The organism is Guptibacillus hwajinpoensis (assembly GCF_001039475.1).
GTDB classification, from domain to species: Bacteria; Bacillota; Bacilli; order Bacillales; family Guptibacillaceae; genus Guptibacillus; species Guptibacillus hwajinpoensis.
The window spans coordinates 808232-832725 of record NZ_LELK01000001.1 but is presented as its reverse complement, the minus strand read 5'-3'; the positions used below and the strand labels follow the sequence as shown (position 1 = coordinate 832725).

Sequence of the window (24494 nt, the reverse complement as noted above, 5' to 3'; positions counted from 1 at the left end):
CTGAATACGTAGGATAATATATCACAGTGAAGTAGTTTGAACAAGATTGTTCTACAATATTGTTCAAACTGAATATATAATAATAAATAAATATGATAAAATAGCTAAAAAAGAGCGGTTGGGCGGGTTAATTAACATGCGAAAAGAAACAGTTGAACAAAAGGTATATCACTTAATAAAGAATGCGATTATGAAGAGACAAATTGCACCTGGTAACCAGTTGTTTGAGAATGCCATTGCAGAGAAAGTTAACGCGAGTAGGACGCCTATTCGAAGTGCAATTACGAAATTAGAATCAGAGGGGTTAGTAAACATTGTTCCCAATAAAGGAGCTTTCATTGTGCAGCCGACGATTGAAGAAATGATTCAAGCTTTTGAAATGAGAAAAGCACTAGAAGAAATGGCTGTTCAAAAAGGGTTCTCGAATCTTGGAGAAAATGAGATCACTCAACTACATCAATATGTAGAAGAAATGAGAAAAGCTTATAAAGACCGTGAGATTGCTATTTATCAAGAAAAAAACAATGCTTTTCACCTCTTGATAGCAAAGGCAAGTGGAAACAGCTATTTAATTAATTTCATGGCAGAAATATTAAATCAAATAACAATCTATATGGTCCTATATGATGTATTTAATGGAGATGATGAGGAAGAAAAGGATATCCTTGAACATGAAGAAATGATTACGTATATCGAAAATGAAGAGAAGAAAGAATTTCAACTACTACTTTTTCGTCATCTAGATAGTAGCTTAAGAAAGCTTGAGCAGGATAAATTGAATTATCAGTCGCTTACGACGCTTTTTTAATTGAAGGAAGCCAGTCTATCGAAGACGAGGCTTCCTTCTTGTTCACTTACTCAGCTGGTCTTGGGCCAGCATCAAGGCCAGAACTTTCAACGGTCATCGCTGGTTTAACTTCACAATCCCCATTTACACGAACTTGACAGGATAAACGTAGATTATCTTCTACACCTTTTTTCTTAAATGCTTCTTGCTCAATCTCAGTCAAATCTCCAAATTCCCCGTCTACAACTTCAACACGACAGGTTGTGCATTTAGCATTCCCTCCGCAACGGTGAAGAATTTGCACCCCATTGTCTTCTAGTGCAAGTGTAAGCTTTGTTCCTTCTGCAACTTCAAATGTTCCGTGATCTGGTACTGTAACTTTAGCCAAAGAACTTCCTCCTTTAAGAAAATATTTCCTTTACATTGTCTATCATAACGGTCTTTCATTATAGTGTGCAATTCGATATGTAAAAATCGTCGAATAATGTGTAAAGAATGGAGGTAAGGGTAAAGAAGTAGTAGTAAAGAATAACCAGGAGGATAATGATGGAAAAAAAGTATTTTACCGTAGAAGAAGCAAATAATTTGTTGCCTGAGTTAAAAAGAGAGCTTGCCGCACTTAAACGACTTAAAATCCAATTTAGCGAACACTACGACCAAATTGAACAGCATAAAAAAACCCTCCTATATAGACATAAGACGAAAGTAGATGAAGATATTATCTTCAAAAAGGAAGCAAGAATGGAATTTATGGAAATGGAAGCTCAAACGTTCATTCTTAACTTGAAAGCACTTGGTGTGGAGATTAAAAATGTAGATGCAGGCTTAATAGATTTCCCTGCTCGTATTAATGATCAGGAAGTGCTGTTGTGTTGGAAAGAAGGGGAGGAAGAAGTTTCTTTCTACCACTCACATAAAGGTGGATTCTCTACAAGAGAACCAATTCAAAAACTCATGAAAGAAAGCGATGAAGGCTGACTTAGGTCAGTCTTTTTTGTTTGGCTCATTTACGCCCTGTGGTGACCAATCAGCAGAGCTGAAAGGCGAGTGAAACTGAAGTTTCACTCGAATGAGTTAAAAATAGAGAAATCAACAATATAAGCTAACATAGCCTTTTGTTTAAACCAAAATAATTTCACATACCGTATTAAGTATAAATTTTTTCAAGAAAGATCACATTAAGAAAGGAGCGGAGGTGAGAATCATGACAAATCCTAAACAGAATCATAAGCATGAAACTGAGTTTGCAAGTGAGCTTGCAGCAGATCAGAATAATAACAAGAAACACAAGAAAAACAAGCAACAGAAAAAGAATAATTCATGATTAGAAGAAGCTCTCTAGAGAGCTTCTTTTCTAATACCGTTTTTCTCCTTTGTAGATTAGTTCCTTTCTTCTCACAAAACAGTTAAAATAGAAAGCAGACTATAGAGAGAAAAGGATGAATGTCATGAGCTTACTTCAAGCTGAATTAATAACAAAGTCTTACGGAGAAAAGACGCTTTTTGATGGTATATCTTTTTCCTTAGAAGAGAAACAGCGGATCGGGTTAATTGGAGTAAATGGAACTGGTAAATCCTCATTGCTTAAAATACTAGCGGGAATTGAATCGATGGATAGTGGTACACTTTATCATGCCAATCAATTTCATGTGGAATATTTGCCACAAGACCCTACTTTTAATGATAAGAAGACAATTCTTGAAACGGTTTTTGATAGCGATATACCACTATTCAATGCAGTTAGACAATACGAGGAAGCACTCCAAAATGTAATGAACAATCCAGAGCGGGAAGTTTATCAAGATCACTTACTCCATGCACAAGAGGAGATGGATCGTCTTGGGGCATGGGATTTCAGTACACAAGCAAAAACGATTCTAACAAAGCTAGGCTTAAATCAGTTTGACGCTAGGGTAGACGAGCTATCAGGGGGCCAGCAAAAACGGGTTGCCCTTGCTAAGGCGTTCATTAATCCAGCTGATTTATTAATACTGGATGAGCCGACGAACCACATAGATAATTCAACAGTCGAATGGTTAGAACAATACCTTGCTAACTATTCAGGCACGCTTCTGCTCGTTACGCATGATCGTTATTTCTTGAATCGTGTAACGAACCGAATTTTTGAACTTGATAAAGGTCGGTTGTTTGAATACGATGGGAACTACGCAACTTTCCTTGAACAGAAGGCTATGCGAGAAGAACGAGAGATGAAAGAAGAAGATAAGCACAACAAATTGCTGAAAAGCGAGCTTGAATGGCTGAAAAAAGGTGCAAAAGCTCGAACAACGAAACAAAAGGCGAGAAAACAGCGGATCGAAAAGATGAAAGAAGTACCGGGTAAAAGCACTGAGGGAAATGTTGACATGGAACTTGGAGCTAGTCGACTTGGTAAGAAAGTTATTGAAGTAGACAAAATTTCTAAATCAATTAACGGTAAATCATTAACGGACGAATTTAGTTACCTTGTTCTTCCACAAGATCGAATCGGAATCATTGGTCCGAATGGGTCAGGGAAGACGACCTTGCTAAATATGCTTGCTGGGAGAACAGCTCCAGATACAGGAACTGTTGATATCGGTGTTACAGTCAAAGCCGGATTCTATAGTCAACAAAATGAAGGACTTGATGAATCACAGAGAGTGATTGAGTATATTCGAGAAGGCGGAGAAGAAATTCGCTTGCGTAAAGGTGGAACAATAACAGCTTCTCAAATGCTTGAACGGTTTCTATTTACTCCTGATCTACAGTGGACCTACATATCAAGACTTTCTGGTGGGGAAAAGCGACGCTTGTATTTACTGCGCATTTTAATGGAAGAACCTAACGTTCTTTTTCTTGATGAGCCTACAAATGATCTTGATGTTCAAACTCTTGCCGTATTAGAAGACTATTTATCAGAGTTTCCAGGAGCTGTAATCACAGTATCCCATGACCGGTACTTTCTCGATAAAGTAGCACAGCAGCTCTTTGTGTTTGAAGGTAACGGTGAAATAAAGCATTATTACGGTGACTATTCTGACTATCTTGACGTGGTCAAAAGAGAGAAAGAACTTGTAGCAGAAGAGAAGAAGCAGGTAAAAGAAGAAGTTGTTCAAGAGAAAACACGGTCTACAAAATTGTCTTACAAAGAAAAGAAAGAATGGGAAACGATTCAAGAAACCATTGAAAAAATTGAGCAGCGGATTGAAGAGGTAAAGAACCAAATAACAGAATCCGGAAGTGACTTTGCTAAAGTCGACGAACTCTATAAAGAAGAGCAAGCTCTGACGATGGAATTAGAAGAAAAAATTGAGCGCTGGTCTGAGCTCTCTGAAAAAATGGAATAGAATGTGATAGATAGTAGTTCAATCTAGGTACGCAGGTTTTGTGTGTACCTAAAATGGACTGCTTTTTTATTTGGCTATTTTAATGAAAAGTATTGATTTTGACTCATTTACACCCTGTGGTGACCTTTCACTCGAATGAGGCAAAAATCGAGCTATCAACAATATGAGCTACCCATTTTTTGTTTTCATTAAAACGCGAAAAAGGGTTTAAGTATAGTAAATCGAATATAGGTATTGGAAGCTAAATAAAAGCATGTCTCATTAAATAATGAAGGAGGAAATGACATTATGGGTAGAGTCATTCATTTTGAAATACACGTTGATGACATGGCGCGGGCAAAGGAGTTTTACGGCGAAGTCTTTGGGTGGAAATTTGAGGATTGGAGCGAGTTTGCGGGCATGCCATATTTTGGTGCTGTTACTGGTGATAATAATGAATTAGGCATTAACGGCGCTCTAATGCAAAGACAAAGTGCACCTCCAGTGTTAAAGCAGGCTGTTAATGCTTATACGTGTACGATAGGTGTAGAAGATTTGGATTCAATCGAAGCTAAAATCTTGCAATATGGATGCAAGATAGCCTTGCCTAAATATGCTCTTCCTGGAATGGCTTGGCAAGCATACTATTTCGATACCGAAGGAAATATATTTGGTGTTCATGAACCAGACGAAAATGCTAAATAGTTATATGAATTAGTATCATTTTATCAAAAAGGAGAGGTACTCATGAACCTAATAGAACACGATATATAACAACTTTATCCGCTTATTAGGGGGCCTCCATATTGTAGTAGAAAACGAAATAGGATAAGTAAACTACTAATTGGAGGTACTCGAATGGACACAGATGCGCAATTCATGGATTATCTTAAAGACGTAGATCATGATTTTACAGGATGGGACTTTTCCTTTATAACAGGTACTGGAAGAATGCAAACCCAATTACTTCCATGGTCGTATGGAAGTATTGCGAAAACAGCGATACAACAATCCAAAATCATGTTGGACATGGGTACTGGTGGGGGTGAGTTTCTATCTTTGCTAAGACCTTTGCCAGATCATGTTTACGCTACGGAAGGATACGAACCGAATGTTGCAATTGCTAAAAAGAGACTTGAACCCCTTGGGGTTAAAGTGATTGAGTTTGTAGATGATGCTATTCTACCCTTTGATAATGGACAATTTGATTTGATCTTGAACCAGCATGAGTCGTATTCTGCTATAGAACTTCATAGAATCAGTTCGAGTGGAGGAAACATTATTACTCAGCAGGTCGGTTGGACAGACTGTTATCAAATAAATGACAAGCTAGGGGTTCCTTTAAATGAAGATCCTTTAAATGAAGATTTTCAAAATTGGTGCTTGGAAAAAGCTTTAGAGGAACTTGAAGGAAGCGGTTTTAAGATATTAGAGAGCAGCGAAGCATTTCCAGTACAGCGTTTTTACGACATAGGAGCATTAGCTTATTATTTAAAAGCAATCCCCTGGCAAATACCAGACTTCAGTATACAAGGGTATATGAATGAATTGTATAACGTGCATTGTATGATAAAAGAAAAAGGGTACTTCGATGTAAATCAGCATCGCTTCCTTATTAAAGCAGAAGCAAGATAAAGAGATGAAGCCTTCATACGAAGGCTTTTTTTTATTTATAAGGGTCTTTTCTTAAAGATTGTTGTTTTTGAAAGTATTTTCGTAAAAGAACCTGACTACGCTAATTGGAGCGGAAATTAACCCACGCTTATAGCAACAATGTCTACGAAAGAGCGATTTATAAAAAATGAGCTTTTACCCACATGAAAGGAAGGTAATGGAAACAGTTTCTTTTGGGAATGATGAGAAGTAAGAAAGGGGTGCTTGTCATGGATATATTAATGGATAGCGTAAAGGTCATTTTCCGTATCATAACCATACTCCCGCTCATGCTTGCAATCGTACTCTACATGGGAAAGCGCTCAATCGGTGAACTTCCAGTTTTTGATTTCCTAGTCATTCTTGTTTTCGGAGCTGTTGTAGGTGCGGATATTGCAGACCCAAAGATTAATCATTTTCATACGGTTGTCGCAATGATTATTATTGCCCTTCTACAAAAACTAATTATCTACTTGAAGTTAAAACATCAGAAAGTAGGAAAGTTACTTACGTTTGAACCTACTGTTGTTCTATATCAAGGTGTATTTTTAAAGGAAAATATGAAACAAATAAAATACTCGATTGATAACATTCTACAGATGCTCAGGGAAGATGGTGTATTTCATACAAAGGATGTTGAGCTTGCTATTGTGGAAGCTAACGGCAAGTTAAGCGTGAAATTATACTCTGATAAAGAGGCCGTTATCCGTGAAGACCTATCGATTCATAAATCGGATAATCAATTTGAATTCCCAGTTGTCCTCGACGGGATTGTTCAGACAGACTTGCTACACCATATGGATAAATCAGAAGCCTGGCTAATGGCGGAGTTAGAGAAAATTGGAGAATCTAATGTTTCCTCCTTTTTTTATATAGGTCTAAATACAAAGAATGAACTCATCATGTCCAAAAAGCACACGGTGAAAACGAAGAATGTTCCTCCTTTTTACCATTGAACGATCGTATAAGCTTCGTATCAAAAAAGGTCATCATATTGATGACCTTTTTTATTGTGGGACGTTATAAGGTTAGTACTTTTATCCCGATTTAGTTCTATTCTGGAGAGGGTATTTTGAGAGAAAATATAGGTAATATGTAATAAAACTACATTTATTTTTTAGAATATTTTGAGAAAACAAGTAAATGGTGGTATAATTGTTCAGAAAGTTAAGAAAAAAGAAGGGGAGGAGGGCAATTTGTGAAGTTTTATTTATCAGTGGATATGGAAGGAATTAGTGGTCTAGTAGATGATACGTTTGTTGATTCTAGTAAACAAAACTATCTTCGCGGTCAAGAGATTATGACGAAAGAAACCAATCATGTGATTGAAGCTGCACTTGATCATGGGTGTAGAGAAGTAATTGTAAACGATAGCCATTCCAAAATGAATAATCTGCTTTTTGAGAAGTTACATCCAGAAGCAAAACTAGTTTCAGGAGATGTAAAGCCATTTTCAATGGTTCAGGGGTTGGATTATACATATGACGGCATGGGGCTTATTGGTTATCATGCAAGTGCGTCCAAGCCGGGTGTAATGTCGCACTCAATGACGTTTGCTGTAAAGAATTTCTACATAAACGATCGAACAGTTGGTGAACTTGGTCTGAATGCATATGTTGCAGGATATTTTGGCGTACCCGTTTGGTTAGTTGCTGGAGATGACAGGGCAGTAATTGAAGCGAAGGAGCTTCTTCCGAACGTTACGACAGCTGTAGTCAAGGAATCGATTTCTCGATCATCAGCACTTGTTCTATCACCTGAGAAAACTGGTCAGCTTCTTAAGAACAAAACTGTGCAAGCGATGGAGAACAGGCGGAATGTAGAGCCATTAATCCCACCAAAACAACCAATTCTTCGTATCGAATTTACAAATTATGGACAGGCAGAATGGGCAAGTATTATGCCTGGAGCTGAACTTGAAAAAGGTACAGTCGTCAAGTTTCAAGCGAAAGATATGCTAGAAGCCTATCAAGCTATGCTTGTTATGACCGAATTAGCAACTAGAACAACATTTTGCTAGAAAGTAGGGATGCCTGTGGCGAAATATGTATTAAGTCGATTGATCGCTATGGTGATTACATTGTGGATAATTGTGACCATTACATTTTTCTTAATGCATGCGGTTCCAGGTTCACCATTTAACCAAGAAAGAAATACAAGTGAAGCGGTCCAACAAAATCTCGAAGCGCACTATCATTTAGATGAGCCTGTCTTTATTCAATATGTTATTTATATCAAATCACTTGCAACACTTGATTTTGGTCCTTCTATTAAACAATCATCAACATCTGTGAACGAAATGATTGGGAGAGGATTTCCTGTTTCTGCAGAGTTGGGGGTGATTTCATTATTGATTGCAGTTATTTCTGGAATGATTCTAGGTATATTGGCTGCTCTTAAACACAATGGGGTCATTGATTACATAGCTATGACATTCGCTGTTATCGGTATATCGGTTCCAAACTTCATTATGGCAACCTTGCTTATTCAGCAGCTCGCTGTTACGTGGGAGATTTTCCCGGTGGCTACGTGGGCAAGCCCAGTTCACATGATATTGCCTTCAATTGCTTTAGCTACCGGGCCAATGGCCATTATTGCTCGATTAACACGATCGAGCATGATTGAAGTACTTAACCAAGACTATATTTTAACTGCACGAGCAAAAGGTATGACAACGTTTCAAATTGTTACGAAACACGCGATGCGAAATGCGCTACTTCCTGTTATCACAATCCTTGGAACGCTTGTAGCGGGTGTTCTCACTGGTAGTTTTGTTATTGAGAAAATCTTTGCTATACCAGGTATGGGAAAGTACTTCATTAATGGGATCAATGACAGAGATTATCCTGTCATTATGGGTACAACAGTGTTTTATAGCGCCTTTTTAATTCTCATGCTTTTTGTTGTAGATATTGTCTACGGGATACTAGATCCGAGAATCAAGCTACATAAGAGGGGGAATTAAGATGGGGCTCCCAGAACAAAAAGAAGGAAAGATACAAGCGCCAGACGATTTATTCGTACCTCTCCGTGAATCATCAGCTGATGCTGAAATGATAGCCAAGCCTAGCATTTCTTACTGGAAGGATGCCTGGTTAAGGCTTTCGGGAAACAAACTTTCCATGTCGGGTCTTGTTATGTTAATTCTACTTGTCACAATGGCGATCATTGGTCCAATGATTACACCTTATTCATATGAACACCAAGTTTTAACAGAGGGAAATTTACCTCCTTCGTTTGAACACTGGTTTGGAACCGATAACCTTGGGCGTGACATGTTTACAAGAACATGGAATGGCGCAAGAATTTCATTATTTGTTGGTTTTATGGCTGCGATTATCGATTTCCTGATAGGTGTAGCTTATGGTGGTTTTTCAGGTTATAAGGGCGGTAGAGTAGATCATTTCATGATGAGAATCATTGAGATTCTATACGGCCTTCCGTACTTACTCATGGTCATCCTATTAATGGTCGTTATGGGGCCAGGTTTATTCACGATTATTATTGCGTTGACTGTAACTGGTTGGGTAGGGATGGCGAGAATTGTTCGAGGACAGGTGCTTCAATTGAAAAATGCAGAACACGTTCTCGCATCTCGCACATTTGGAGCGAGTGCTAGTCGGGTGATTCGTAAGAATTTACTACCGAATACAATGGGACCAATCATAGTTCAAATGACATTAACCGTGCCGACGGCAATTTTTGCAGAAGCATTTTTAAGCTTTCTAGGTCTTGGTGTCCAGGCTCCTGTCGCAAGCTGGGGAGTAATGGCTAATGATGGATTATCCGTTATTTTATCAGGGCACTGGTGGAGATTATTCTTTCCTGCGTTTTTCATTTCATTAACAATGTTTGCGTTTAATGTTCTAGGAGATGGGTTGCAAGATGCACTGGATCCTAAACTTCGTAGATAGTGGTTTAGTCTATTAATTATCATAAAGGGGGAATTGGTTTGAAGAAACTAGTAGTACTTTTACTTTCACTTGTGCTTTTGTTAGGAATTGTAGGGTGTACAACAACGGAAAACAGTTCTTCTAACTCAGGCTCTGAAAATGATGAGTCTAAGGAAGAAAGCAAGAAGGTATTGAAACTTAACAACGGTAGTGAACCGACTTCTTTTGATCCGCCTATTGGATTTGATAGTGTTTCATGGAATGCATTGAACAACTTAATGGAAGGTATGACTCGTTTAGATCAAGACGACCAACCGCAACCCGCAGCGGCTAAAGAATGGGAGTTATCTGATGATGGCAAAACGTACACGTTTCATCTTAGAGATGCTAAATGGTCTAATGGAGAGCCAGTAACAGCAGAAGACTTTGAGTACGCGTGGAAGCGCCTTGCGAATCCAGATACAGCATCTCCAGCTGCTTTTCTTGCTTATTTTATTGAAGGAGCTGAAGCCTTTAATACGGGTGAAGGTTCTGAAGAAGATATGATGGTGAAAGCGGTTGACGAATCAACGTTAGAAGTACAGCTTGAAAGTCCTGTACCTTACTTCCCAAGTCTTGTTTCAAACCCAGCATTTTTCCCTGTGCATAAAGATACTGTTGAAGCAGATCCTGAATGGCATACAGAAGCAGATACGTATGTAAGTAATGGGCCGTTCAAGCTTACGAAATGGGAGCATGATTCTAAATTTGTCTTTAGTAAAAACGAGAATTACTGGGACGTAGCTAATGTGAAACTCGATGAAGTTGACTGGGCAATGGTCGACGATACGAATACAGAGTACCAAATGTACAAAACAGGCGAACTTCATACATCTGATGTCCCTGCTGACTTAAGTGAAGAGCTGTTTGATAATGGTCAAGCTCAAGTAGAGGATCAATCAGGAACGTATTTCTACCGTTTTAATCTAGATATGGAGCCTTTCCAAAATGAGAACATTCGTAAAGCCTTCGCAATGGCTATTGACCAACAGAAAATCGTAGAATTTGTTACTAAGAATGAAGAAAAACCAGCTCACGGCTTTGTCGCATATGGGTTTGAAGATGCGTCAGGAGGCGATTTTAGAGAAGTTGGTGGAGATCTTGTAACAACAGATGCTAACAAAGCGAAAGAGCTACTCGAAAAGGGAATGGAAGAAGAAGGATATAATGAACTCCCTAATGTTACTTTAACTTACAATACAAGTGATGCTCACAAGAAAATAGCTGAGACGCTTCAGCAAATGTATAAAGAAGTGTTAGGTGTAAATATCGATCTTGCAAATCAAGAATGGAATGTGTTCTCTGATGAACAGAAGCAACTGAAACTTCAATTCTCGCGTAGCTCGTTCCTTGCAGATTATGGAGATCCTATTAATTTCCTTGAAAGTTTCCAAACAGGACACTCCATGAACCGAACTGGTTGGAGTAGTGAAGAATACGATAGCTTAATTCAGCAAGCTAAAGAAGAAACTGATGAAGCTAAGCGGTTTGAATTAATGCACGAGGCTGAAGCATTGTTATTTGAAGAGATGCCTATATTCCCAATTCATTTCTACAATCAGGTGTACCTTCAAAATGAAGATGTGACAGGGATTGTTCGTCACCCTGTAGGTTATATGGAATTGAAGGATGCAGCTATTAAATAAGTCATCTGAGCCCGTCTTTCGAGAACGGGCTCTTTTCAATGATTTAGTAAACAGATGTTGGCATTTAATCCAATATAAAGGAAGTTCGGTTAATGAATACGAGAATGTTTCATATTCTCTGTCTCTTTTCTCAGGAAAGGGCTATAGTTCTAAGGAAATCATTGATAGAATTGTAGGTGGAGCAAAAGTCCTATTTTACTTAAAATACATGCAGTACTGGGAGGGTCTATCATTGGAATTGATTCGTAAAACGATAGCAGTTACAACAGCAACACTATGGACTTCGCCAGAAAAAGCACGACCGATCGATCAAAAAGCGATTACTAATCCAGTAAAGCTTGAAAGCTGGATAGAGAATCTTACATACTCACAGAGTCTTGAATTATGCGATGATAACCATATTCAATCACAGGTTCTGTACGGTGAAGAAGTCATAATCTTAGACGAACGAGGGAATTGGTCATATGTTCTTGTGCCCTCACAACCTTCTTCAAAAGACGAACGTGGTTATCCTGGTTGGATTCCTACTGTTCAATTATCAGAACAAGTGCCAGAGCAATTCGATTCTAGCATTACGGTTAACAAACACGGTGCAAGAATGATCACAGTCAATGGCGACACGGAACTTTCTTTAAGCTTCCAAACCGTTCTACCATTGATGGAAGAGAGTCAATCAGACTACCTCGTGTGGACTCCACACGGAAAAAGCATCGTACAAAAAGATGATGCCAATTTGCGTCCTTCTAAGACGCCTTATGGAACAGGTGAAGACCTTGTACATGAAGCTGAACAATTCATTGGTCTCCTTTATCTATGGGGCGGCATGTCATCATTCGGATATGACTGTTCGGGGTTTAGCTACAATATGGCGAGGGCAATTGGATGCACCATTCCAAGAGATGCCCATGATCAGTTTAAGGGTGGGAAGGTAATAAAAGATGGAGAGTGGGAAAAAGGAGATTTACTTTTCTTCGCTTACGAGCAAGGTAAGGGGGCTGTTCACCATGTCGGTATCTATTATGGTGAAGGTAGAATGATCCATTCTCCGAGTACTGGACGTTTTATTGAAATCACTCCTCTAAAAGGAACGCTTTATGAAGAAGAGCTTTGTGGTGTACGTAGATATTGGGGGAACAGTTGATGAACTTTAGTCAAGTATCAGAAAGAATTCTTGATTGCTTTCGTACTCTAGAAGGCAATCAATCACTATATGTATTTGCTCCTGATGGAGAGATAGCATTAAATGAAGATCAGCCAGTCTCATCAGCTAGCATTATTAAACTCGCAATTATGATAACAGCCTTAAAAAAAGTAGATAATAGAGAACTTAGCCTTGATAGCATCATTCCTATTGAGTTAAGTAATAAGGTGGAGGGAGCAGGTGTAATTTCTTTCCTCTCTAATGACTTACATTGGACACTTTCGGACCTTATTAAGCTAATGATCGTTTCGTCAGATAATACTGCAACGAACCAGCTAATTGAATTACTAGGTGAAGCTGAAATCAATCATACAATGAAATGTGCAGGAGCATACCATTCAAAGCTTATGAGAAAAATGATGGATCGGGAAGCGTTTAAAGATGGAAGAGATAATATGATTAGCGGTAAGGATACCTACTTATTGCTAAACGAACTTGTTACGACACATCTTCTGTCAGAATCGTTAATGGAATGGGGTACCACTGTTCTTATGCAGCAGCAGTTGAAAGATAAATTCCCTGCTAAAATAGCTAAACTACAAAACAACGTTCTCGCTCATAAAACGGGAGAACTTCCTGGAGTGGAACATGATTCTGGAATATTGTTTACTTCAAAAGGACCAGTTATTTATGCGTTTCTAACTGCAGGACTGATCGAAAATCGTTACGGTAGAGATGCGATTTCGAATGCTGGTCGTCTTTTATATGATTACTACATGTAAATCCTTTTATTAAACACCGTCAGTGAGACGGTGTTTTTTTGAATGAATTTTGTCTTACTGACCTATCGTAACGGATGTTCCAATTGGAATAGTCATTGCCAGCTCTTCTACATCACTATTTTGCATTCGGATGCAACCACGCGATACATACTTACCAATAGATGAAGGATCATTTGTACCATGGATACCATAATGGATTTTCGAAATACTCATCCACATTGTACCGAACGGGCCACCAGGATTTGGAGCTTTGTTAATGATGATAAAGTTTCCTGATGGAGTCTCATGAAGCATACGTCCAACGCCAACAGGGTATACCTTAATAACGGAGCCGTTTTTTAGAAGTGAAAGAGTTCGGTTTTTCAGAGATACATAGATTGTGTAAGGAAGAGTAGAGGGATCTGGGTATCCTGGGATTGTAATAAGCTGACCTGGATAAATCAAGTTTGGGTTAGAAAGTGAATTCGCTTGGATGATGGATAATAAAGGAACGCGATAATCTCCTGATATAGAACTAAGGGTCTCACCGGGTTTCACAATGTGTCTCACGTGCATACCCCCTGTAAATAATAGTAAGATGAAGGGAATGAAAGAAGTGAAGGTAATTGTTGTAGGTGACACTCATATGCCTCGAATGGCAAAGCAGCTTCCTGAACGTCTGCTTAGTGAATTAAGCAATGCTGAGCTCATTATTCACGTTGGCGATTGGCAAACAAGAGAGGTTTATGAGCAATTGAAGCAATTTGCACCTGTGGAAGGTGTCTACGGTAACGTTGACGAACCTTTTTTTCATGATCACTTTCATAGCACACTAGTGCTTAATCTTGCTGGGCATCGGATTGGTGTGACACACGGCCATGGGAAGGGTAAGACAACGGAGAAGCGGGCATTCGAGCAATTAAGCGATCAAGATGTTGAATTGATTCTATTTGGTCATTCACATATTCCACTCCATAAAGAATATGAAGGAACCGTTCTATTTAATCCTGGATCACCTACAGATAAAAGAAGACAATCTCATTACTCCTTTGGAAAGCTTACTATTTATAAGGATGAGCCCATTCAAATTAAGCATATATTCTTTGCTGAAAAGAACCAATGATGGACACGGCATATTGCTTGTGCCTTAATTGTTGAACAAAAAAGCCTCAGTATGTATAATGTTTGTATAACTTATGTGCGAAGTGGCATATGCGGATAGAAGGGAAGAACGTCATGACAACAACAAAACGAATTATTGTAATCGGGGCCGGACCAGGAGGTTTAACTGCCGCAATGCTGTTGGCTAGCAAAGGATACTCGGTTACTGTTTATGAGAAGCAGCCTTTTGTTGGTGGTAGAACATCAGGATTTGAGCGAAATGGCTATAAATTTGATAGAGGACCTACCTTTCTTAATATGCCGCATATTCTTGAAGAAATGTTTGAAGAAGCAGGACGAAACGTCCATGATTATCTTGATTTAGTAGAAATTGATCCGATGTATGAATTGAAATTCGATGATGTATCGTTCTACCCTACTAGAGATCAAGATGAGATGGTAACAAGGATCGAAAAGACGTTTCCAGGAGATGGAGAAGGCTATCGACGCTTTATGAAGGAAGAAAAAGAGAAGTTTGAAGCATTGATGCCTATTTTACAGAACAAACATGATTCCCTACTAGACTATGGGAGATGGCGTTTTGTAAAAGCGTTACCGAAGCTCACTGTTACGGAAAGTGTTTATAAGCGATTAGCTAGTTATTTTGACGATGAACGCCTTCGTCTTTCATTCACATTCCAAGCGAAGTATCTCGGCATGTCACCATGGGAATGTCCCGGAGCCTTTACGATCCTCTCTTACATGGAGCATGCATATGGAATCTTCCATCCAATTGGAGGACTTAATCAAATCCCTGAGGCCATGGCAAGGGTCATTAAAGAAGAAGGCGGAGAGGTTCATACTGGAAGAGGTGTGAAACAGCTTTTACTTGATGGGAAAACAGTTGTAGGTGTAGAACTAGAAGATGGAAGCAAAGATTATGCAGATGAAGTAATCATTAACGCTGATTTTGCGCATGCAGTGAATCATCTTATTCCATCTGGGGCAGTAAAGAAATACACCCCAGAAAAAATGGAGCGGAAGAAATATTCATGCTCGGCCTTTATGCTTTATTTAGGAGTGGATAAAACTTATGATTTATCACATCACTCCATCGTCTTTTCTTCTGATTATAAGAAAAATGTGGAAGAGCTTACGAAGCAGAAAATGCTCTCGGGTGATCCATCAATTTATATACAGAACGCTTCTGTTACGGATAAAACACTTGCACCAGAGGGCAAATCAGCACTCTATATTTTAGCACCAGTCCCTAATAATTTTAGTTTAATTGATTGGGAGAAGCACAAAGATGATTTTAGAAGACTTGTTCTGGATCAGATTAAAAGAAGAACAGAATTTAAGGATTTAGAAGAGCACATTGAAGTTGAAGAAATGTATACGCCTACCGATTGGGAAATGGACATGAATGTATACAAGGGAGCTACGTTCAATCTTGCTCATAATCTTCCGCAAATGATGTATTTCAGACCACCTAACCAATTTAAAGAGCTGAATAACTGTTGGCTTGTTGGAGGGGGAACACATCCAGGAAGCGGACTCCCTACAATTATGGAATCTGCCCGTATAACTAGTAGAATGTTGCATGAACAACCTTCATTAATGGGGACAGAAGCATGAGTATCGGTATAGTTGGTGGAGGAATTGGCGGAATGTTTTCAGCGCTCTTTCTCACACAAAAAGGGTACGATGTAACGATTCATGAGAAAGCAACATCACTTGGAGGTCGACTTTCTTTCATTGAACGAGATGGATTCAAAATTGATAAAGGTCCCACCATCGTTTTACTTCCCAACATGATTTACGAGTTTCTTGATAAAGCAGGAATTCCAAGAGAAGAAGTTGAGATGGTGCGCTGTGATCCACTTTATCGCATGATCTACCCGGATGGTACGACGTTTACAAAAACAAGTGATGTTGACAAACAGCTTGACGAAATCAGTCGTGTTTTCCCTGGTGAGGAGGAACACTTTTTATCCTATTTAAGTGACATGCGTGTTCGGTTTACTAAAGGAAAAGAGGCCTTTCTGGAACAGTCCTTCGTGAATAGGAAAGACTTTTTCACCCCAGCTAACATTAAGCTATTGCTTGAGCTTAAAGCGTATCAATCCGTTGAGTCTCAAGTGGGAAATTATTTTACACATAAACGAATGCAAGATGCTTTTTCTCTACAGACGCTATATATTGGTGGAAAACCATCCGCTTCACCTGCTCTTTATTCACTTGTTCCATTTAGTGAGTACGAACATGGGATTTGGTATATAAAGGGTGGATATGCTAGCTTAGTTTCTATTCTAGAAAAGCATCTAAAAATTCAAAATGTAACGGTTCATTTGAATTCTGCTGTAGAAGAGCTTCTTATTGAAGGCAACACCTGTAAAGGAATTCGAACATCAGATGGCGAACATTATTACAACAAAGTTGTATACAATGGAGATTTCCCACTAATTAACAAATTAATAAAGGGTAAAAAACCTCCTAAAAAGAAATACAAAGCCTCATCTGGCTGTCTACTACTTTACATGGGTCTTGATCGCGTTTATGACGAGGCAGATGTCCATCAATTTTTTATGACTGATGATTTTTCAGCACATATGAAGGATGTATTCAAAAGTGGGAAACTGACTGATCAACCTGCTGTTTACACGTTTAATCCGTCACGAATTGATGATTCGTTAGCTCCACCAGGGAAGGGAGTTCTATACGTATTAGTTCCTGTCCCTTCAGGTGAATCAATTGATTGGAATGAGAAAGAAGAAGTAGCCAACAGAATGATTCAATTAATAGAAGATCGAGGCTTTCCTAATTTAAAAGAATCAATTGAGTGGTTAGAGATCCGCACACCAAGTGATGCAGAAAAAGAAGGGCTGTATCGGGGCGGAAGCTTCGGGATTGCACCTACACTTACACAGTCTGGTGCTTTTAGACCTCAGGTTAAGCCGTTTAAATATGATAATCTTTATGCAGTTGGGGCTTCCATTCATCCAGGTGGAGGAATACCGATCGTGATTCAGGGAGCAGATCTTCTAGTGAAAGAAATCGAAAGGGTGTGAGCGAAAGATGCTGGAACAAGCTTATAGTCACTGTGAAGCCATTATTAAACATCATTCTAAAACATTTTACAAAGCTTTCTCTTTTTTACCTCCTATAAAGAGAAAAGCCGTTTGGGCTGTTTATGGTTTTTGTAGACAGGTCGATGACATTGTCGATGAAGGCACAGATCCAGAAGCACAGTTAACGGTCTTTCGCGCTCAATTTGCCTCTTTTCTTAATGGACAAGTACCAGGTAATGATCCAATGTGGCTAGCTCTTGAAGACGTATTTCAGAAGTTCCCAATGGAACCACAAGCTTTTCATGATATGATTGCAGGCCAGGAAATGGATCTCTATAAAACGGAATATTATACAATGGAGGAGCTCGAACACTATTCCTATCATGTCGCAAGTACAGTTGGATTAATGTTACTTCCAATCCTTGCTCCCAAAAAGGTTGATGAATTGAGGGATAGTGCAATTGCTCTTGGTCTTGGAATGCAAATCACGAACATTCTTCGTGACATTTCAGAAGATCTTGAGAGGCAGCGAATTTATATTCCAATAAATGAAATGATTGCTTCAGGTTATATGGTCGATGATCTACTTAACCATCGTTTAACGAAGGAGTTCATTGAAGTTTGGGAAAGACTAGCTTCAAGAGCAGAAGATCATTATGAGAAAGCTTTCTCAGCTATGCACCACTATCCGTTAGATGCGCGTCTACCTGTTAAAAGCTCTGCTGTTTTTTATCGGGCGATTCTAAAGTCAATCCGCAAGAAAGACTATAACATTTTTGAACAGCGTGCCTTTGTAACAGAAAAAGAAAAAGAAGAATTATTGGCTGGTATAGCTGGTCACTAAATGATCGCTTCCTCACTTCATTGAGGAGGCTTTTTTATTGCTTATTACTCTGATAAGGCAAGAAGTTGTTGAGAAAATGGTTCAGTTTTGAAATAATTGACATTGTGTAAACCTACAGGAAGCGAAAGAGGACATGAAAATATGAAGAGTGTAATGATTTCAGAAATGCTACATCTTAATGATCTTTGTCAGATTGATTCACAAGTAATCGGTGACGATAGAAGAAGGCACGAAATAGAGAAAGCGATACAAGAACAAAGATGCTTAACTTGTGTTTTAGATCTTGAAACTGCTGGTTTTCTTATTTATCATACATCATTTTTTGAGTATGCATTCATTTCGTTGTTAATGGTCCGTCCCTCTTCAAGGCGGAATGGTGTTGCGCGTTCCTTGATCGATCGGTTTGAAGAGATATCTCCAACGAAGAAGATTTTTTCTTCAACTAACAAATCCAATACGATCATGCATCAATTGTTTCATTCGCTCGGCTATGTGAAAAGCGGCTCAATCGATCATATTGATGAAGATGATCCTGAAATTATTTATTATAAGTCGAAATAGATAAAAAACGATTCATAAGGTGGGAACAACTTTTGATAACGATTTCGAAAGATAAAATTATGTTAAGAGAAGCCACATGGAATGATATTAATGTACTTTACTATTGGAAATATGAGGAGGTTGAACAGGAAGCGAAGAAATGGAATGGTCCTTACATCCCTGAAAAGAAGATAACTAGGCGAGAGTATCGAAGAATGTGGGAGCATAACAATGAAATTCTACCCGGGATACCAGATACTCTTGTCATACTAGCTGGGGAACATGTGATTGGAACGGTTGGCTCCTATTGGGTGGATCGTAATACAAACTGGCTAGAGACTGGAATTGTGATTTACGATAAACAATATTGGAATGGTGGGTATGGATCTGAAGCATACAAAGTATGGATTGATTTTCTCTTCCGTTCAACAACACTCCACCGCCTTGGCATGTCAACCTGGTCTGGAAACCATCGCATGATGAAAGTGGCTGAGAAGCTTGGCATGAAAGAAGAAGCGAGAATAAGAGATGCGAGAATGGTAGATGGAGAGTATTATGATGCCATCAAAATGGGAATGTTGCGTACAGAATGGGAGATTCTTAATAAATCTTAGTTTCCCTGTGTTTTTTTACATAGCCTGTGGCATGATAGAGAACGAGCGAGTCAAAAATTGGAGGATTCTATGAAAATAATGACATATACACATTTATTAAATGAGACGATTGCTATTTATGATAAGAGCGGTAGTCTAAAAGCTTATCAGTTTATGAAAGAAAATGCCGATGGAGTAGAAGGAAATAAGGCACAACTATATAACTTCAAATATGCATTAGCAGCAGCGTCAGGTCTAGAGAAAGAAGCACTAGCTACGATGAAAGAAGCAGTCATAGATTATGGATATTGGTACGCCTACGACTATTTACAGTCAGATGAAGACTTAAATTCCCTTCGTAACTATGATGAATTTAAAGAGTTGGTAGCTCTTTGTAGAGATCGAGAACGAGAAGCAAAAGAAGCGACAAGTGCGGAACTGATTATTGAAGGTGATGGCGAACACCCCGTTCTAATGGCACTTCATGGTGATCAAGAAAATGCTGAAATGACCAAAACTGCATGGCTAGGTGCTCTCAAAGAAGGATATACATTAGCGCTTCCTCAATCCTCACAAATACAATTTTCAGATGCGTATGAGTGGGAAGATGTTGAACAAGGAGTAGCAGAAGTATCAGAGCATGTTCAAAACCTTAATAACAGTAAGAACATGGTCATCGGCGGATTCTCAGCAGGAGGTCGCGTAGCACTGAAAGCACTACTAGATAAGCGCTTTTCGGTAAAAGGGTTTGTATTTGCTGCACCATGGCTTCCAGAAGTAGAGGAGTGGCGCAATGCTCTAGATCACTTAGAAGGAGAAGGTATAAGAGGTTATATTATCTGTGGTGATCAAGATGAAGACTGTCTTGAAGGATCTCAAAAACTATCAGAATTGCTGAAAAAGAAGGGAATTCAGCATGAACTGAAGATTATAAAGAACCTTGACCATGAATATCCTGAAAACTTCAATGAAGAATTAGCAAGTGCACTTAAGTACATTAACAAGGATAATTAGAATCTTTTTCTACGAAGGTAAGTAAGAGGTGGTTCGATGAAAGAAAGGGTAGGCGAATGTGCAAACTGTCATAAACCAATTTATTGTTTAGATGGTTTCCTGGATGGGGTTATTTCTGAAAACCGGACACTTTACTGTTTCTCTTGTAAAGATCTTGCTGATAACGTTACTGATAAATATGATAGTAAGGAATATGGTAGTTAGATGTTAGCCTACTTGTTAAAAAATTGGCTTCCCTTTGCTTTAGGAATAGTGATCATTGTACCATTAGTCAATCTAGTGGATGGTGAAGGGAATAGTTTAAAGTATAGTATTGGTATGAGTATAGGTGCCATATTTGGGTTTATGTTGAAATGGTATGTCAAGAAGGGGAACGAAAAAAGCAAAGACAATTAATGTGAGTAGTTCAGTTATGGAGGAAAAAAACAATTTGTCTCCTAAACTGAGCTGCTTTTTTATAGGGAAATAAAACAAAAAATGAAATCGGAACTGTCAGTTTAATTGATGAATGTATTGTGATATGAAGGGATACGATTGTTCTGTTAAAGGGCAGGATAATGGAAGACTTGAATTCGAGATAATATGAAGATGTGAAGTTTTTGTGCAATCAAGCTTAAGATTTCTTTTTAAAATTTCATAGGATTAGGGCGTTTAAGAGGAGAGGGAGAAAGTTATGAGTGAGCAAGGTCAATCCTTAAATGAATTTATTGATCTAGAAGATAGATTGAGATTAGTTTATCAAGAACCTGAAGAATACTTTAAATATTATTCAATTTATTATGGACAAAAATATTCAGACTACTTCTTTAGAAGGTCCTCTGAGACAATGAAAGAAATTGCAACCATTTTTGACTGCGGATATTTAATCATAGAGGATGAAAACGTCATTGGTGGTGTATTTCTAAGATCTAATTTTATGGCGGATTTATTCGTAGTACCACCTTATGAGGATTACGAAGGATTAGTCGATAAGATCTTAAACCATTTAAAAAAGATATCAAAGACTGAAGAAAAAATTATTGTTAGAGACGTTGTAGAAGAACACGTTACAACGTATGAGAAAAGAGGATGCCAGATTAATGAAGTTAATTATTGGATGATTCGTCCAACCCAACAAATAGAGGCAATGCTTCCAGAAGGGTATTCTTTAAAATCAGTATTAGATGAAAATAAAGAAGATATAGCAGATTTAATTTTAAAATCCTATAAAGCAAATCCAGCTTATAAACAAATCGGAACCAAAGAGGATTATACTAAACATGTAAAGGAGTTTATAGAAAAATATCAAAACAATAAAATAATGGAAGAGTGTTCAAGAGTCATTATAGAAAAGAGTACGAACAACATTGTGGGTGTATGTCTGCATATGGAATTTGAAGATTATCCTCTCATCATGAGTTTAGCTGTAGACCCAGAACATCAACATAAAGGTCTTGGACGATTTTTATTAACCCATTCTATAAACATTTCGAATAAAGAGTACCAAGCTACACGTTTAGCTGTAATCAAAGATAATCCAGCGATTAAGCTTTATGAAAAACTTGGATTCATTAGGAATAAATCTATAACTGATATGTATCTAGTATTATAAAAGGTTCAAGTGATTGCAATGGGAGGGTTAATATAAATAGATTCCATTTCAATTTACAAGTCACAAAAATGGAAGGGGTTTCACCTTAATGATACGTACTTACAATGAAAGAGAAGATAAAAAAAAGTTATTAACTTTTATAAAAAAGTCAGGTGTTGAAGATAATGTTGGTAGTTTAGATGAATTAACCTCAAAATCTAATCGACTTCTTTTGTATGAGTGTAATGGTTTGAGAGGGTACTCATATGCATCTATCTCTCCAAATGAAGAAGAGTCAATTACCGAAATTATTACATATGTTGAACCGAAGTATCGCTTAAAAGGGATTGGAACTGCATTATATAAAGAAATTGAAAAGTTAGTTTCAGAGACTAAACCTGATTTTTTGTGTACTTATATTGGAATTGAATCAGGAAATCCAGTTGGATTCGCTAAAAAAATGGGGTATGAAAAATGGTGGGGCTCTCCTGAATTAGTCTACACGGGAGGGTATTTCCCTAAAACAGACATAGAGTTTGTAAAATATGAAGATCAGTTTTTTAAGCGTTTTGTTAAAGTAGTGCAAGATTCTTATTATGATTTGCATAGAAAGAATGATCTTAAACCATATATTACTTCAGAAAAAACCGTGAAACAGTATAAATTAAATAATAAAGATAAGATTTATTTAATTTTAGATAATGATCAAATTGTTGCATCAGTCACAACTGGTGAAGGAGAAGTAGATAATTTAATGGTTGCACCAAGATACCAGGGGAAAGGTTATGGACGTAAGGCTCTGCAATTTGGTATTAACAAAATGCTGAATGAGGGTTATAAAGATATTCGCATTTGTTTTGTAGAGGGAAATGATAATGCTAAGAAGTTGTACATCTCTTTAGGGTTTAAGCCACTTCATTATACTCAAGTATATCGTAAGTTCTTGTAGAAATTATTTCTTATTCAGCAATATCGGAGCGATAGCTGCACTTTGGCTATCGCTTGTTGTGCAGTAAAATTATACAAGAAAGTCACAGGGGAGATATTAAATGATGAAAGGAATATATGAATTTATAAGTGAAGCACAGTTAAAAAAGTATGCAGAACTTGCTGTAGGAGCAGGTGTGAATCTGCAAAAAAATCAACTATTGATTATTCATAGTGATATACAAAATGCTACGTTTGCACGTCTAATCCAAACGGTTGCCTACGATGCTGGAGCTTCAAATGTATTTATAGATTGGACAGATGAACAGTCTACGAAAGAATTTTACTTAAATGCAGCAGATACTGCCATCGATCACTTTCCTGATTGGCAGGCTGCCCGTTTTAAGGAATGGGACGATGCCGGTGCTGCTTACATACATATTATTTCTGAAAACTTAGAGGTCTTTAAGGAGGTTTCTACAGAAAGGATAAATCGTTTTCAAAAAGCCTCTCGTGCCAAGTTGAGGGATTATCATGCGAAAATTAGTTCCCACGAGGTACGCTGGTGTCTTCTAGCTGTCCCGAGCGTTGAATGGGCAACAAAAGTATTCCCTGACCTAAGTAAAGAAGAAGCTTTACGATCATTGTGGGAATTAATTTTAATAGGGTCTCGGGCAGATGGGAAGAATCCTATAAAAGATTGGGAGACTCACAATAGAGCCTTTGAATGCCGAAAAAAGATCCTAAACGAGAGCCAATTTGAATCTCTGCATTTTACAAATAGACGCGGAACTGATTTATCAGTTGGTATGCCTAAAAATCATCTCTATATCGGTGGGGGAGTCATAGATAAAAAGGGAACGCCTTTCTTTCCGAACATTCCTACGGAAGAAATATTTACTGCTCCTCATAAAAATATGGTGAATGGCAAATTAGTAGGTACAAAGCCTCTTATCTATGGAGGAAGTGTCATCGATGAATTTTATCTGATTTTTAAAGATGGACGGATTATCGACTATTTTGCCGCTAAGGGACAGGAAGTGTTAAAAAATCTCATCGAAACAGACGAAGGATCACATTATCTAGGTGAAATTGCCTTGGTCTCTAATAAATCTCCTCTTGCTCAGGCGGATACTCTTTTTTTCAATACCTTGTTTGATGAAAATACGTCCTGTCATATTGGAATCGGAAATGCATCTCCCTCTAATATTCAAAATGGCATTGAACAATCAGAGGAAGAGTTGAAGGCGTCAGGTCTAAATACGTCACTTTTGTTAATCAATGTGACCTTTGGTACCAAAGATATGAAAGTAGTGGGCATTAAAGAAGGTGAAACGGAAGTCCTGCTAATGAAGGATGGGGATTTCCAATTCTAATACGTCTACAACTTAAAATAGAGAAAACTGATTTCTGGTGGATTATACTTAGTGCTAGTTATAGTGAAAACAAACTGGTGCATTAGAAAAAAATCTGTTTCAATATCTCGAAATCAAGTCTTCCATATAATCGGAGCTTATCTGCAAAAAGATAGCTTTTCAATAGAAGAGTAAGTGAGGTATTTAGAAATAAGTTAAAATAATTGGTAATGGTATATTGTGCAGTAAAT

25 protein-coding genes are annotated in these 24494 nt (G+C 38.0%); 23 read left to right on the top strand and 2 right to left on the bottom strand.

Annotation, left to right across the window (positions count from 1 at the left end; genetic code table 11):
* Positions 1-136: 136 nt before the first annotated feature.
* Positions 137-808 (top strand): GntR family transcriptional regulator, encoded by a 672-nt coding sequence (locus AB986_RS04200; protein ID WP_048309625.1) that lies wholly within the window; start codon positions 137-139, stop codon positions 806-808.
* Between the two features lie 46 nt (positions 809-854).
* Here the strand turns inward: AB986_RS04200 and AB986_RS04195 are convergent, their stop codons facing one another.
* Positions 855-1175 (bottom strand): 2Fe-2S iron-sulfur cluster-binding protein, encoded by a 321-nt coding sequence (locus AB986_RS04195; RefSeq protein WP_048309624.1) that lies wholly within the window; start codon positions 1173-1175, stop codon positions 855-857.
* A 158-nt stretch (positions 1176-1333) separates the two neighbouring features.
* Here AB986_RS04195 and AB986_RS04190 point away from each other — a divergent pair, with 158 nt between their 5' ends.
* The 11 genes from AB986_RS04190 to AB986_RS04140 all read left to right on the top strand — a co-directional run bounded on the left by AB986_RS04190 (position 1334) and on the right by AB986_RS04140 (position 13249).
* Positions 1334-1765 (top strand): DUF2203 domain-containing protein, encoded by a 432-nt coding sequence (locus tag AB986_RS04190; RefSeq protein WP_048309623.1) that lies wholly within the window; start codon positions 1334-1336, stop codon positions 1763-1765.
* 470 nt (positions 1766-2235) lie between these two features.
* Positions 2236-4116 (top strand): ABC-F family ATP-binding cassette domain-containing protein, encoded by a 1881-nt coding sequence (locus AB986_RS04185; protein WP_048309622.1) that lies wholly within the window; start codon positions 2236-2238, stop codon positions 4114-4116.
* 288 nt (positions 4117-4404) lie between these two features.
* Positions 4405-4800 (top strand): VOC family protein, encoded by a 396-nt coding sequence (locus tag AB986_RS04180; RefSeq protein WP_048309621.1) that lies wholly within the window; start codon positions 4405-4407, stop codon positions 4798-4800.
* Positions 4801-4953: 153 nt separating this feature from the next.
* Entirely contained in the window at positions 4954-5730 is a 777-nt protein-coding gene (locus tag AB986_RS04175) for a class I SAM-dependent methyltransferase (RefSeq protein WP_048309620.1), read from the top strand.
* Between the two features lie 248 nt (positions 5731-5978).
* On the top strand, positions 5979-6704 hold the full coding sequence (locus AB986_RS04170) for a DUF421 domain-containing protein (RefSeq protein WP_048309619.1): 726 nt from the start codon (positions 5979-5981) through the stop codon (positions 6702-6704).
* 242 nt (positions 6705-6946) lie between these two features.
* Positions 6947-7768, top strand: coding sequence for a M55 family metallopeptidase (locus tag AB986_RS04165; RefSeq protein ID WP_048309618.1), 822 nt, complete (start codon positions 6947-6949; stop codon positions 7766-7768).
* Between the two features lie 15 nt (positions 7769-7783).
* Positions 7784-8713 carry an ABC transporter permease gene (locus tag AB986_RS04160; RefSeq protein ID WP_152670920.1) on the top strand — a complete coding sequence of 310 codons (930 nt, stop codon included), beginning with the start codon at positions 7784-7786 and terminating at the stop codon, positions 8711-8713.
* 1 nt (position 8714) lies between these two features.
* The gene (locus AB986_RS04155; RefSeq protein ID WP_048309616.1) at positions 8715-9662 is read left to right on the top strand and encodes an ABC transporter permease; all 948 of its coding nucleotides are present in this window, start codon (positions 8715-8717) and stop codon (positions 9660-9662) included.
* 38 nt (positions 9663-9700) lie between these two features.
* A complete protein-coding gene (locus tag AB986_RS04150) occupies positions 9701-11326 on the top strand; it encodes a peptide ABC transporter substrate-binding protein (RefSeq protein WP_048309615.1) in 1626 nt (541 codons plus the stop codon).
* Between the two features lie 232 nt (positions 11327-11558).
* Positions 11559-12467: a C40 family peptidase gene (locus tag AB986_RS04145; protein ID WP_048310851.1), complete on the top strand. Its 909-nt coding sequence runs from the start codon at positions 11559-11561 to the stop codon at positions 12465-12467.
* Positions 12467-13249, top strand: coding sequence for a serine hydrolase (locus AB986_RS04140; RefSeq protein WP_048309614.1), 783 nt, complete (start codon positions 12467-12469; stop codon positions 13247-13249). Before AB986_RS04145 ends, AB986_RS04140 begins: the two co-directional genes overlap by 1 nt.
* A 54-nt stretch (positions 13250-13303) precedes the next feature.
* Here the strand turns inward: AB986_RS04140 and AB986_RS04135 are convergent, their stop codons facing one another.
* Positions 13304-13804 carry a L,D-transpeptidase family protein gene (locus AB986_RS04135; RefSeq protein ID WP_048309613.1) on the bottom strand — a complete coding sequence of 167 codons (501 nt, stop codon included), beginning with the start codon at positions 13802-13804 and terminating at the stop codon, positions 13304-13306.
* Between the two features lie 31 nt (positions 13805-13835).
* Here AB986_RS04135 and AB986_RS04130 point away from each other — a divergent pair, with 31 nt between their 5' ends.
* From AB986_RS04130 to AB986_RS04080, 11 genes are all read left to right on the top strand, one after another.
* A complete protein-coding gene (locus tag AB986_RS04130) occupies positions 13836-14351 on the top strand; it encodes a metallophosphoesterase family protein (RefSeq protein WP_048309612.1) in 516 nt (171 codons plus the stop codon).
* A 113-nt stretch (positions 14352-14464) separates the two neighbouring features.
* On the top strand, positions 14465-15967 hold the full coding sequence (locus tag AB986_RS04125) for a phytoene desaturase family protein (protein WP_048309611.1): 1503 nt from the start codon (positions 14465-14467) through the stop codon (positions 15965-15967).
* Positions 15964-17400 carry a phytoene desaturase family protein gene (locus tag AB986_RS04120; protein WP_048309610.1) on the top strand — a complete coding sequence of 479 codons (1437 nt, stop codon included), beginning with the start codon at positions 15964-15966 and terminating at the stop codon, positions 17398-17400. Before AB986_RS04125 ends, AB986_RS04120 begins: the two co-directional genes overlap by 4 nt.
* Positions 17401-17407: 7 nt before the next feature.
* The gene (locus AB986_RS04115) at positions 17408-18244 is read left to right on the top strand and encodes a phytoene/squalene synthase family protein (protein ID WP_048309608.1); all 837 of its coding nucleotides are present in this window, start codon (positions 17408-17410) and stop codon (positions 18242-18244) included.
* Positions 18245-18385: 141 nt separating this feature from the next.
* A complete protein-coding gene (locus tag AB986_RS04110; RefSeq protein WP_048309607.1) occupies positions 18386-18805 on the top strand; it encodes a GNAT family N-acetyltransferase in 420 nt (139 codons plus the stop codon).
* A 32-nt stretch (positions 18806-18837) separates the two neighbouring features.
* Entirely contained in the window at positions 18838-19398 is a 561-nt protein-coding gene (locus tag AB986_RS04105; protein ID WP_048309606.1) for a GNAT family N-acetyltransferase, read from the top strand.
* Between the two features lie 69 nt (positions 19399-19467).
* A complete protein-coding gene (locus tag AB986_RS04100; protein WP_048309605.1) occupies positions 19468-20391 on the top strand; it encodes an alpha/beta hydrolase in 924 nt (307 codons plus the stop codon).
* Between the two features lie 36 nt (positions 20392-20427).
* The gene (locus AB986_RS22545; RefSeq protein ID WP_169749936.1) at positions 20428-20595 is read left to right on the top strand and encodes a hypothetical protein; all 168 of its coding nucleotides are present in this window, start codon (positions 20428-20430) and stop codon (positions 20593-20595) included.
* 469 nt (positions 20596-21064) lie between these two features.
* Entirely contained in the window at positions 21065-21982 is a 918-nt protein-coding gene (locus AB986_RS04090) for a GNAT family N-acetyltransferase (RefSeq protein WP_048309603.1), read from the top strand.
* An 88-nt stretch (positions 21983-22070) separates the two neighbouring features.
* On the top strand, positions 22071-22910 hold the full coding sequence (locus AB986_RS04085) for a GNAT family N-acetyltransferase (protein ID WP_048309602.1): 840 nt from the start codon (positions 22071-22073) through the stop codon (positions 22908-22910).
* A 100-nt stretch (positions 22911-23010) separates the two neighbouring features.
* Positions 23011-24264: an aminopeptidase gene (locus tag AB986_RS04080; RefSeq protein WP_048309601.1), complete on the top strand. Its 1254-nt coding sequence runs from the start codon at positions 23011-23013 to the stop codon at positions 24262-24264.
* The last annotated feature ends 230 nt before the right edge of the window (positions 24265-24494 follow it).

Coding starts and splice junctions, on each gene's coding strand:
- AB986_RS04125 (WP_048309611.1), top strand. CDS start 14,465: ATGACAACAACAAAACGAATTATTGTAATCGGGGCCGGACCAGGAGGT.
- AB986_RS04170 (WP_048309619.1), top strand. CDS start 5,979: ATGGATATATTAATGGATAGCGTAAAGGTCATTTTCCGTATCATAACC.
- AB986_RS04100 (WP_048309605.1), top strand. CDS start 19,468: ATGAAAATAATGACATATACACATTTATTAAATGAGACGATTGCTATT.
- AB986_RS04115 (WP_048309608.1), top strand. CDS start 17,408: ATGCTGGAACAAGCTTATAGTCACTGTGAAGCCATTATTAAACATCAT.
- AB986_RS04200 (WP_048309625.1), top strand. CDS start 137: ATGCGAAAAGAAACAGTTGAACAAAAGGTATATCACTTAATAAAGAAT.
- AB986_RS04180 (WP_048309621.1), top strand. CDS start 4,405: ATGGGTAGAGTCATTCATTTTGAAATACACGTTGATGACATGGCGCGG.
- AB986_RS04155 (WP_048309616.1), top strand. CDS start 8,715: ATGGGGCTCCCAGAACAAAAAGAAGGAAAGATACAAGCGCCAGACGAT.
- AB986_RS04175 (WP_048309620.1), top strand. CDS start 4,954: ATGGACACAGATGCGCAATTCATGGATTATCTTAAAGACGTAGATCAT.
- AB986_RS04090 (WP_048309603.1), top strand. CDS start 21,065: ATGAGTGAGCAAGGTCAATCCTTAAATGAATTTATTGATCTAGAAGAT.
- AB986_RS22545 (WP_169749936.1), top strand. CDS start 20,428: ATGAAAGAAAGGGTAGGCGAATGTGCAAACTGTCATAAACCAATTTAT.
- AB986_RS04140 (WP_048309614.1), top strand. CDS start 12,467: ATGAACTTTAGTCAAGTATCAGAAAGAATTCTTGATTGCTTTCGTACT.
- AB986_RS04130 (WP_048309612.1), top strand. CDS start 13,836: ATGAAAGAAGTGAAGGTAATTGTTGTAGGTGACACTCATATGCCTCGA.
- AB986_RS04110 (WP_048309607.1), top strand. CDS start 18,386: ATGAAGAGTGTAATGATTTCAGAAATGCTACATCTTAATGATCTTTGT.
- AB986_RS04185 (WP_048309622.1), top strand. CDS start 2,236: ATGAGCTTACTTCAAGCTGAATTAATAACAAAGTCTTACGGAGAAAAG.
- AB986_RS04080 (WP_048309601.1), top strand. CDS start 23,011: ATGATGAAAGGAATATATGAATTTATAAGTGAAGCACAGTTAAAAAAG.
- AB986_RS04190 (WP_048309623.1), top strand. CDS start 1,334: ATGGAAAAAAAGTATTTTACCGTAGAAGAAGCAAATAATTTGTTGCCT.
- AB986_RS04120 (WP_048309610.1), top strand. CDS start 15,964: ATGAGTATCGGTATAGTTGGTGGAGGAATTGGCGGAATGTTTTCAGCG.
- AB986_RS04135 (WP_048309613.1), bottom strand. CDS start 13,804: ATGCACGTGAGACACATTGTGAAACCCGGTGAGACCCTTAGTTCTATA.
- AB986_RS04085 (WP_048309602.1), top strand. CDS start 22,071: ATGATACGTACTTACAATGAAAGAGAAGATAAAAAAAAGTTATTAACT.